This window comes from Isoptericola sp. NPDC060257 (assembly GCF_042726645.1).
Classification (GTDB): domain Bacteria; phylum Actinomycetota; class Actinomycetes; order Actinomycetales; family Cellulomonadaceae; genus Isoptericola; species Isoptericola nanjingensis.
The window spans coordinates 1-7,243 of record NZ_JBHXAW010000233.1; the positions used below are offsets into that span (position 1 = coordinate 1).

The window sequence follows — 7,243 nt, forward strand, 5'->3', positions numbered from 1 at the left end:
ATTCCTCCAAGCGTGCCGGGTGGCCGACGGCGCCCGCGCAGGTCAGCGCGGGTACCCCTGCCCCGCCCGGAGCGCGTCCCGCTCGCGCAGCACCGGCCACCGCGAGAAGGCGAACACGAGGAACATCACCACGTTGAGGACCGGCACGATCCCGACCAGGACCCACCAGCCCGAGTAGCCGGCCTTCTGGATGATCCGGATGTACGCGATCAGGAAGATGACGGCCACCGCCAGGTAGACGATGATCGCGGCCGTGCCGAACAACCATCCGTAGTCGTCCGCGAGCTGGTCGTAGTCCACGTTCTCCATGGCGGGGAGTCTTCCGCCGCTGGGCGGCGGCGCAACCGGAGCCGCGACCCGAGCTGGACCAGGGCTGCGACCGGGCCATGTCGGTGGTGCGCGGGATGCTCGGGGTACACCTCGACGAAGGGACCCGCCCCATGAACGCGCAGTCGACGCCGACGCCGGTCAACCCGCCTTCGCTGCACCAGAACCCCGCGTTCGCGTGGGGCATGATCCTCCCCGCCGGCCGCACGCTCTACGTCGGCGGGCAGAACGGCACCGGCCCCGACGGCGCCCTCGTCGAGGGCGGCCTCGGCCCGCAGACGGAGCAGGCCCTGCGCAACGTGATCGCCGTCCTCGAGGAGGCGGGCACCGACGTGGAGCACGTCGCGAAGCTGACGATCTACCTCGACCCGTCCGTCGACCCGAACGACGCCTACGCCGCCTCCGGCCGGGTCTGGCGCTCCCGCACCGCCGTCACGGTCCTCGCCGTCGCGCCCGCCCGCGCAGGCGCGCTCGTCGAGGTCGAGGCCGTCGCGACCGTCCCCGAGGGCTGACGGGCACGAGCCGCCGCCCTAGGGTGTGCGACGTGCGCAGACACCGGGGCCGCGGGCTCTTCCAGGCGATCGCGGTGCTCGCCGCGTTCTTCGCCGTCGCGGACGGGTTCCGCTGGGGCAACCGCTGGTACGTCTCGACGATGTTCGCGGATGCGGACGACCCGGTGTACTCCCTGGAGATCCTGGCCAAGGCGCACGACGCCCTGGTGCACGGCCTCGTCTGGCTCGTGGTCGCGCTGGTCGCCGCCTTCGTGGGCTGGCGGCTGCGGGTGGTGCCGGCCGCCTGAGATCGGTCATCCGCCACGCGATCGGTCCGATGGATGACCGATCGTGCACCGGATGACCGATCTCGCGGCCGGCGGATGGCAGGCTCGGGTCGTGACTTCCACGACCGGCCGCGCCGACGCCGCCGACACCGCCGCCCACGGATCCGCCGTCGACTCCCTCGTCCACCTGCGCGCGGACGGCGTCAGCGTGCTGGTCGACGCCCGCGGCGGCGAGCTGCCCGCCGTCGTGCACTGGGGCGACGACCTCGGCCCGCTGACCGCCGACGACGCGGCCGCCGTCGTCGAGGCCGCGGCCGCCCCGCTCGTGAGCAGCGGGCCCGACGAGCCGACCCGGCTCGCGCTCGTGCCGGAGCCGCGCACGGGCTGGCCCGGCCGCCCGGGCATCGTGGGCGAGCGCGACGGCGACGCGTGGTCGCCGCGCTTCACGACCACCGTGGCGACGCTGTGCGGCGGCACCCTGGCCGCCGGCCTCACGGAGGGCGGCGCCGGGGCGCTGCGCGTCGAGGCGACGGACGTGGTCGCGGAGCTGACGCTCGTCCTCGACGTCGAGCTCACCGTCGACGGCGTGCTGCGGACGCGGGCCGCCCTCCGCAACGACGGCGGCCCGTACCGGCTGCACGAGCTCGCCGTCGTCCTGCCCGTGCCGCCTCGGGCGCGGGAGGTCCTCGACCTCACGGGTCGGTGGGGCAAGGAGCGGGCGCCGCAGCGGCACGACCTCACGGTGGGGACGCACCTGCGCGAGGGCCGCCGCGGCCGCACGGGCTTCGACGCCGCCACCGTGCTGACCGCGGGCGTCCCGGGCTTCGGCTTCGGCCACGGCGAGGTGTGGGGCCTGCACGTGGGCTGGTCGGGCAACCACCGTCACTGGGCGGAGCGGCTGCCCACGGGCGACCAGGTGCTGGGCGGCAGCGAGCTGCTGCTGCCCGGCGAGGTGACCCTCGCCGCGGGCGAGGAGTACGAGACGCCGTGGGTCTACGGCGTGCACGGCCACGGCGTGGACGCGCAGGCCGCGCGCCTGCACCGGATGCTCCGCCGCCGCACGGCGCACCCCTGCAGCCCGCGCCCCGTGACGCTCAACGTGTGGGAGGCGGTCTACTTCGACCACGACCTCGCGAGGCTCACCGCGCTGGCCGACGCCGCGGCGGAGCTGGGCGTCGAGCGGTACGTGCTCGACGACGGCTGGTTCCGCGGCCGCCGGGACGACACCCGCGGCCTGGGCGACTGGTACGTCGACGAGGAGGTCTGGCCCGACGGCCTGGACCCGATCGCGGACCACGTGCACGGCCTCGGCATGCAGTTCGGGCTGTGGTTCGAGCCCGAGATGGTCAACCTCGACTCGGACCTGGCGCGCGCCCACCCCGACTGGGTGATGGCCGCCGGCGGCCGGGTGCCGGTGCCGTCGCGGCACCAGCACGTGCTCGACCTGTCGAACCCCGACGCCGCCGCCTTCGTGCTGGAGCGGATGAGCGCGATCGTCGGCGCCCACGGCGTGGACTACGTGAAGTGGGACCACAACCGCGACCTCGTCGACCCGGGCTCCGGCCAGGACGGACGGCCCGTCGTGCACGCCCAGACGCTCGCCGCCTACGGGATCATGGCCGAGCTCCGGCGGCGGCACCCGGGCCTGGAGATCGAGTCGTGCTCGTCGGGCGGCGGCCGGGTGGACCTCGGCGTCACCGAGCACACCCAGCGCGTCTGGGTGTCCGACGTCACCGACCCGCTGGAGCGCCAGCAGATGCAGCCGTGGACGGCGCAGCTGCTGCCGCTGGAGTACCTCGGCGCGCACGTCGCGGCGGACGTCAGCCACCAGACCCACCGCGCGCACTCCCTCGCCTTCCGCGCGGCGACCGCCCTGTTCGGCCACTTCGGCATCGAGTGGGACCTCACCCGCTCGACGCCCGAGCAGCTCGCCGACCTGGCCGGCTGGATCGAGCTGTACAAGGCGGAGCGCGGCCTGCTGCACACGGGCAGGCTGGTGCGCCAGGACCTCCCCGCGGACGACGGCCGGCAGGTGTGGGGCGTCGTCGCGACCGACCGCTCCCGCGCCCTGTTCCAGGTCGCGACCCTGACCCGACCCGCCACCGCGCCGCCCGGCCGCCTGACCCTGCGCGGCCTGGACCCCGAGCGCCGGTACCGCGTCACGCCCCTGCCGCTGAGCCGCGAGGCCTACGCCGGCTGGTCGGTCCCGCCGTGGCTCAGGCGCCCGGAGGGCATCGTCCTGACCGGCCGCGCGCTCGCCGTCGCCGGGCTCCAGACGCCGGAGTCGGCGCCCGAGACGTCGCTGGTGCTGCGGGTGGAGGCCGTCGGCTGACGGCGCTCCCCCGCTAAGGTCAGGCCATGCCGACGCCGCCCGCCGCCCCGCCCACGACGATCCTCACCGCCGTCGGCGAGGAGTGGGCGGGCTCCGTCCTGCCCGCCGCCGTCCGCGACCGGCTCGCCGCCCACGGCCCGGTCGTCGACCTCGCGACCGCCGACGACGGGGCGCTCGCGGCGGCGCGCGTGCTCGTCACCGGCTGGGGCGCCCCGGTGCTGGACGCCGCGACGCTCGACCGCCTACCTCGCCTGGAGCTCGTGGCGCACGCGGCCGGCTCGGTGTGGGGCCTGGTGACGCCCGAGGCGTGGGCGCGCGGAGTGCGCGTCACGTCGGCGGCGCACGCCAACGCGCGCGCCGTCGCGGACTTCACCGTGTCGATGGTGCACCTGGCCGTGAAGAACGTGCTGCGGCTGGGCGTGACGGCCGCGCGGGAGCACGCGATGCCGGGGCGCGACGGCATCCGCGGCCTCGACGGCGCCGTGGTCGGCCTGGTCGGCTTCGGGCTCATCGCGCGCCTCACCGCCGCGGCCCTGCGCCCGCTGGACGTGCGCCTGCTGGGGCACGACCCGTACTACGACGCCGGCGACGCACGCCGGGCGGGCGTCGAGCTCGTCGGCCTGCCCGAGCTGCTCGCCGCGAGCGACGTCGTCTCCGTGCACGCCCCGCTCACCGACGGCACGCGCGGCATGCTCGGCGCCGCCGAGCTCGGCCTGCTCGCGCCGTCGGCCACGCTGATCAACACCGCGCGCGGCGGGCTGGTGGACCACGACGCGCTCGCGCGCCTGCTGGCCGACCGCGAGGACCTGTTCGCCGTGCTCGACGTCACCGACCCCGAGCCCCTGCCGGCGGGGCACCCGCTGCTCGGCCTGTCCAACGTCTTCCTCACGCCGCACGTCGCCGGCTCGCTGGGCACCGAGGAGGCCCGGCTGGGCCACGCCGCCGCCGACGAGGTCGAGCGGTGGGCCGCCGGCGAGCCGCTGCGGCACGAGGTGCGCCCCGAGCAGCTGCCCTTCACGGCCTGACGGCCGCATCCGCCTGCCCCGAGGCCGCCGGTCCGACGAAGGTCGGCCCGGCGGCCTCTCGCGTGTTCAGTGTCATGTGATGTTGTGTGTGAAGTTGCGCCATAGCGCGACAAGTTGTTACCGCACCGAGACCGCGAGGGTTTGACCAGATCGGCCAGGATCGGCCAGAGTGTGTCGCGGACACCAGCTCATCACCCTCGTTGCCGAGGTTGACCCACAGGGACGTGGACATGACGAGTTCACAAACTCACACTCTTGAACACAGAAGCTCACAGACGACACCACGCCGGCTCAGCGACGGACAGTTCGCCGTCCTGCTGCTCCTGCCGGGCGTCGCGCTGCTGGCCGGCGTCGTGCTCTACCCGCTCGTCGCGGCACTGGTCACGGCGTTCTTCGAGCAGAGCCTCGTGCTGCCCGGACGCACGTTCGTCGGGCTGCAGAACATCGTGGACGTGCTGCAGGGCGACTTCCTGCGCCTGCTGCGCCAGACGCTCGTCTTCACGCTCGGCACCACGATCCTGCCGTTCGTGATCGGCTTCGCCCTCGCGCTCGCGCTGAACACGAGGATCCGCGGCGCCAAGGTGCTGCGCGGCCTCATGCTCATCCCCTGGCTCGTGCCCGGCGTCGTCGTGTCGTTCCTGTGGATGTGGATCTTCAACGCCAACTACGGCGTGATGAACGCGCTGCTCCAGGGTCTCGGCCTCGTCGACGACCCGCAGGCCTGGCTCGCCCAGCCGGGCACCGCGATGGGCGCCGTGATCCTGGCGAAGACCTGGCAGTCGTTCCCCTGGATGATGGTCATGCTCCTGGCCGGCCTGCAGACCGTGCCGGTCGAGCTGCACGAGGCGGCCGAGATGGACGGGGCGGGCACGGTCCGCCGCTTCTTCGCCATCACGCTGCCGCACCTCAAGGGCATCGTCGGGCTGGTGCTGCTGCTGGAGTTCATCTGGAACTTCCAGCACTTCGACATCATCTACGTCCTCACCGGCGGCGGCCCCGCGGGCGCCACGCAGACGTTCGCCACCGCCGTGTACGAGACGGCCTTCCAGGGGTACGACCTCGGCAAGGCCGGCGCGCTCGGCCTGCTGTGGATGGTGCTGCTCATGGCGCTCGTCGTCGTGTACGTCCGCTTCTCGGAGAAGGGAGAGGAGCGATGAGCGCGACGACGCAGCTCCCCGCCGCGCCCACCCCGCCCTCGGCGTCGTCCCCGGCCGACGACGCGCCCCGGCCGCCCCAGCGCCTCCGCCGCGGCGCCCTGCGCTCCGAGCGCCGCGGCGTGCGGTTCGCCGCCTGGGCCACCGTGGTCGTGTGCGGCGGCTTCGGCCTGCTGCCGGTGTACTGGCTGCTCGCCACGTCCCTCACACCGCGCGACCAGGTGTTCAGCTATCCGCCGAGGTTCTTCCCGTCGGCGCCCACGCTGGACGCGTTCGCCGCGCTCGCCTCGAACGACCAGCTGTTCGGCTACCTGCGCAACAGCGTCATCGTCTCGGTGATCACCGCGGTGCTGTCGGTGCTGGTCTCGGCGTACATGGGGTACTCGTTCTCCAAGTTCCGCTACCGCGGCCGCCGCTCGCTGATGTACCTGGTGCTGGCGTCGCAGATGTTCCCGCAGGCCCTGCTGCTGGTGACGCTCTACAGCGTGTTCAGCGCGTACGGGCTGCTCAACACGTACACCGCGCTGGTGCTGAGCTTCACCACGTTCACGCTGCCGCTGTGCGTGTGGATGCTCAAGGGCTTCTTCGACACCATCCCGGACGAGCTCATCGAGGCGGCGCGGGTCGACGGCGCGTCCCGCCTGCGGATCATCCACTCGATCGTGCTGCCGCTGGCGGCGCCGGGCCTCATCGCGGCCGGGCTGTTCGCCTTCGTCCGCGGCTGGAACGACTTCGTCTTCGCGCTCACCCTCGCCGGCCCGGAGAAGCAGACCCTGCCGCCCGGCCTGGTCAACACGTTCATCGGCGAGGCCTCGACGGCGTGGCCGGAGCTCATGGCGGCGTCGCTCGTCGTCTCGCTCCCGGTCGCGATCGCCTTCATCGCGCTGCAGAAGTACCTGGTCGGCGGCCTCACCGCCGGCGCCGTCAAGGGCTGACGGCGCCCACCGTCCCGCCCCGCTCCACCGTCAACCACCCCGAACGACCCTCGATGCGGAGGATCCCCATGTCTCTCACCCTTCCCCAGAGCGCCCTGTCGCGACGTCGCGTGCTCCAGCTGCTCGGCATCGGCGCCGGCACCGCCGCGCTCGCCGCCTGCGCGCCGTCCGCGCCGTCGTCCACGGGCGCCGCCGCCTCGGCCGCCGCGGCAGGCGGCGCGAAGACGGACTTCGCGTTCTCGTCGTGGTCGTTCACCGAGGAGGCCGCCGCCCCGGCCCTCGAGGCGATCGTCAAGGCCTACCAGGACCAGGCCGGCGTCACGGTGGACGACGTCTCGTTCCCCTACAACGAGTACATCAACCAGCTCACGCTGCAGGTGAAGGGCGGCCAGTTCACCGGCGCGGCGCACGTCGACGTCGCCTGGCTCGGCTCCCTCGCCGCGATGGGCAAGCTGCAGGACCTGTCGGCGCTGACCGAGGGGCGCGGGTACACGGACGCCGCGCTGGCGGCCGCCCAGTTCGACGGCGTGCAGTACGGCCTGCCGTGGACCATCGGCGCGATCGGGCTCGTCGCGAACTCCGAGATCCTGCAGAAGGCGGACATCGACCCCGACGCGTTCCCGACGACGGTCGACGCGTTCGAGAAGGCAGCGCCGTCTACGTCCAGAACGCCGAACGCCACACCCACGGCG

General features: G+C 73.6%; 8 protein-coding genes. 7 read left to right on the forward strand and 1 reads right to left on the reverse strand.

Annotation, left to right across the window (positions count from 1 at the left end; translation table 11 throughout):
- Positions 1-42: 42 nt before the first annotated feature.
- Positions 43-309: a hypothetical protein gene (locus ACFWEK_RS16595; RefSeq protein ID WP_430546515.1), complete on the reverse strand. Its 267-nt coding sequence runs from the start codon at positions 307-309 to the stop codon at positions 43-45.
- Between the two features lie 131 nt (positions 310-440).
- Here ACFWEK_RS16595 and ACFWEK_RS16600 point away from each other — a divergent pair, with 131 nt between their 5' ends.
- The 7 genes from ACFWEK_RS16600 to ACFWEK_RS16630 form a co-directional block, all read left to right on the forward strand.
- Entirely contained in the window at positions 441-839 is a 399-nt protein-coding gene (locus ACFWEK_RS16600; RefSeq protein ID WP_430546516.1) for a RidA family protein, read from the forward strand.
- Positions 840-871: 32 nt separating this feature from the next.
- On the forward strand, positions 872-1,126 hold the full coding sequence (locus tag ACFWEK_RS16605) for a hypothetical protein (protein WP_430554748.1): 255 nt from the start codon (positions 872-874) through the stop codon (positions 1,124-1,126).
- Between the two features lie 91 nt (positions 1,127-1,217).
- Complete coding sequence (locus tag ACFWEK_RS16610) at positions 1,218-3,437, forward strand: alpha-galactosidase (protein ID WP_430554749.1); 2,220 nt, start codon at positions 1,218-1,220, stop codon at positions 3,435-3,437.
- 26 nt (positions 3,438-3,463) lie between these two features.
- Positions 3,464-4,462: a hydroxyacid dehydrogenase gene (locus ACFWEK_RS16615; RefSeq protein WP_430554750.1), complete on the forward strand. Its 999-nt coding sequence runs from the start codon at positions 3,464-3,466 to the stop codon at positions 4,460-4,462.
- 230 nt (positions 4,463-4,692) lie between these two features.
- Positions 4,693-5,619, forward strand: a complete 927-nt coding sequence (locus ACFWEK_RS16620) for a carbohydrate ABC transporter permease (RefSeq protein ID WP_430554751.1) — start codon at positions 4,693-4,695, stop codon at positions 5,617-5,619.
- A complete protein-coding gene (locus ACFWEK_RS16625) occupies positions 5,616-6,551 on the forward strand; it encodes a carbohydrate ABC transporter permease (protein WP_430546521.1) in 936 nt (311 codons plus the stop codon). Before ACFWEK_RS16620 ends, ACFWEK_RS16625 begins: the two co-directional genes overlap by 4 nt.
- 68 nt (positions 6,552-6,619) lie before the next feature.
- The coding region (locus ACFWEK_RS16630; protein WP_430554752.1) for an ABC transporter substrate-binding protein at positions 6,620-7,243 on the forward strand (624 nt) is incomplete at its 3' end.

What these genes read in the sequence shown, in the direction of transcription:
- ACFWEK_RS16595 (WP_430546515.1), bottom strand. Translation starts at nt 309, where the DNA reads ATGGAGAACGTGGACTACGACCAGCTCGCGGACGACTACGGATGGTTG.
- ACFWEK_RS16600 (WP_430546516.1), top strand. Translation starts at nt 441, where the DNA reads ATGAACGCGCAGTCGACGCCGACGCCGGTCAACCCGCCTTCGCTGCAC.
- ACFWEK_RS16615 (WP_430554750.1), top strand. Translation starts at nt 3,464, where the DNA reads ATGCCGACGCCGCCCGCCGCCCCGCCCACGACGATCCTCACCGCCGTC.
- ACFWEK_RS16620 (WP_430554751.1), top strand. Translation starts at nt 4,693, where the DNA reads ATGACGAGTTCACAAACTCACACTCTTGAACACAGAAGCTCACAGACG.
- ACFWEK_RS16625 (WP_430546521.1), top strand. Translation starts at nt 5,616, where the DNA reads ATGAGCGCGACGACGCAGCTCCCCGCCGCGCCCACCCCGCCCTCGGCG.